Annotated in this window: 4 protein-coding genes; all 4 read right to left on the bottom strand. The window is 44.2% G+C overall.

Annotated features, from left to right (window positions below; genetic code table 11):
* Positions 1-192: 192 nt before the first annotated feature.
* From OEL57_RS16340 to cdd, 4 genes are read right to left on the bottom strand one after another with little or no spacing between them, the layout of a single operon-like run.
* On the bottom strand, positions 193-378 hold the full coding sequence (locus OEL57_RS16340; RefSeq protein WP_300741962.1) for a hypothetical protein: 186 nt from the start codon (positions 376-378) through the stop codon (positions 193-195).
* Between the two features lie 21 nt (positions 379-399).
* Positions 400-1497: a putative CRISPR-associated protein gene (locus OEL57_RS16335; protein ID WP_300741960.1), complete on the bottom strand. Its 1098-nt coding sequence runs from the start codon at positions 1495-1497 to the stop codon at positions 400-402.
* On the bottom strand, positions 1494-1637 hold the full coding sequence (locus tag OEL57_RS16330) for a hypothetical protein (RefSeq protein WP_300741958.1): 144 nt from the start codon (positions 1635-1637) through the stop codon (positions 1494-1496). Before OEL57_RS16330 ends, OEL57_RS16335 begins: the two co-directional genes overlap by 4 nt.
* Before the next feature lie 14 nt (positions 1638-1651).
* Entirely contained in the window at positions 1652-2083 is a 432-nt protein-coding gene (gene cdd / locus OEL57_RS16325) for a cytidine deaminase (RefSeq protein ID WP_300741956.1), read from the bottom strand.
* Between the last annotated feature and the right edge of the window lie 33 nt (positions 2084-2116).

The raw sequence follows: 2116 nt of genomic DNA, 5'->3' as shown, positions 1-2116 counted from the left end.
GGTTATTCGATTGTCAGAGAACTTTGTCTACGATGTTCTGGCACTTATTTCCGTCCACGATGTGGTGGCACTCAACAGGTAGGCGCTAACGTACTGCCAAAGCAGGTCAAAGGGGATCTTGTTAGAGGGCTGATCCTGCATGCGTATGTTCACTGCCCTGATTTTATCCAGGCGAAATCCAGCAGATCTTTATCAGTCATCATTTTTTTGCTCATCTTCTTCAATTTCCCAAGGGAATTTAGGCTTGGTGTCCCTTACCGGTGTCTGAGGTTCTTGCGTATCTTCGTCATCTCCCATCCAGGGGAATATCCGACGCGGGAACACGCTTTCTGGAAATACACTTTTGGGAAATGGGCCGCCGTTGTTGTTAGAAGACATGGGAGCCTCCTTGCTATGTCATTATTGTAGCTTCTTGTCGTAATCAATTGCCGTTACCAGCGGCGAGAGTCCTGGTCGCATCTGGACGTAAATACGCCCCTTGCCAGAGAAACGCGCATACCATAGATTCTCGCCCCCCTCAAAGGTGTGCCATCGCATCCCAGGAGTAGTCTGGCGATGGTCAATTGAGTGCAGACACTTTATTACTCGATGATCAATTGAACGCTCCTTTAAGATTTGCAAGGTGCTGTCAGACAGCTCCAACTGACTAAAATGCTTCTGTATAATCCCAAAGAAATCCGGTTGTTTTCGTTTATTTTCAAGTTGCTTTACTTCATCTCGTAATGTTTCTGGAAAGTCTACCTTGAATTTTTCCCACAAGAGCTGGCCAATACCACTCATGGTCAACTTGCCATCAATTTCTTCAACTAATGTAGCAAAACGTGAATCATTGAATGCTATACCACGTTGCCATTCTTGTTTTCCAATACAGGTATTGCTGTCAATTTTCTGCAATTTATCTTCAACTTCAAAAAATACTTCTTCATCATATCTGATTGGAATATTTGCCAAAGTTATTACGTCATCAGAAAACTCATGTATATATTTCACAGGTTTATTGAACAGCATACCAGCCAGGGTTATATACGGCACCACACTCTTGAATCCGCCTGTCGGATTGAAGACCACATTTTCGTGTTCATACTTGGTAATAAAGCTAATCAATTTTTTTAGGCCAACCTGCTGAAACCGTTTCCCATCTTGAGCTTGCAGGCCGTCAATAACCTCAACAATTACATCGTGACATAACTCTTTTTCGAGCAGCACCTTACGCAGCAGTTCTGCACACATCTTTCCTTCAATTGTTTCAGTTGCAATTAAGACCACACGATCAGTTGGCTTTAATCCCATTTTGATAAGGCTGTTTAGCTCGGCAGAGACACGCGGAAATTCAGCATCTGTCTTTTTCTTGATATTTTGTAACGCAAAATGCTCAGCCTCTAGTATTGACTGAAGCCGTGAATCTTCATCAGCAAGCTTCCACTTGGCAAAGTGACTTAGGTCCAGGCCGGTAGCCGTTACTATTGATGTCCCCACCGTACAGATATAAGTAATCATTTATTTGTCTCCTCAATTATGCTTTCTGAAAAATCACGGGCAATAAATTTAGCCTGCATTTTTCTATCGTAATCTCTGGCAGATTTCATAACCTTTCCAGGTGGCGCAACCGGTATACGAAAGTTTGGAATTTTCTTCATCTTGGGTGTCCTCGTTACAGCTTGAAATTATACGGTAGTAGTTTTGCCAGCGTGGTGATGACCGTTTCGCCGCCAAACTCAAAGATAACCGTCATATCATCGCCAAATTCGTTGATCACCTCACGGCACGCACCGCAGGGGGAGAAGTCATCAGCACTGGCTGCAATGGCAATAGCCTCAAAATCACCCGGCTTGTAGCCCATAGAAACAGCCTTGAATATAGCGGTCCGTTCAGCGCACATGGTCAGGCCGTATGAGGCGTTTTCCACATTGCAGCCGGTTATAACGGTGCCATTCTTTGCAAGTAAAGCTGCCCCCACCTGAAAACCTGAGTAACGGCAGTAGGCGCTTTCTTTGGCGTTGTGGGCATCGGAAAGAAGAGCTTGATAACGGTTGAGCTGTTCTGCTGTTGTGTTGATGCTGTTATTGATTTTTGATGCTTTCATTGAAGTGATTCCTTTCCCTTGTTCGTATACTGT

It is taken from the genome of Trichlorobacter sp. (assembly GCF_030247655.1).
GTDB lineage: Bacteria > Desulfobacterota > Desulfuromonadia > Geobacterales > Pseudopelobacteraceae > Trichlorobacter.
Note: the sequence above shows the minus strand (reverse complement) of the source record. Positions and strands in the feature narration are given on the sequence as shown.

Bases quoted from the DNA above. Each gene is read 5' to 3' on its own strand.
- OEL57_RS16340 (WP_300741962.1), bottom strand. From the start codon at position 378: ATGTCTTCTAACAACAACGGCGGCCCATTTCCCAAAAGTGTATTTCCA.
- OEL57_RS16335 (WP_300741960.1), bottom strand. From the start codon at position 1,497: ATGATTACTTATATCTGTACGGTGGGGACATCAATAGTAACGGCTACC.
- OEL57_RS16330 (WP_300741958.1), bottom strand. From the start codon at position 1,637: ATGAAGAAAATTCCAAACTTTCGTATACCGGTTGCGCCACCTGGAAAG.
- cdd (WP_300741956.1), bottom strand. From the start codon at position 2,083: ATGAAAGCATCAAAAATCAATAACAGCATCAACACAACAGCAGAACAG.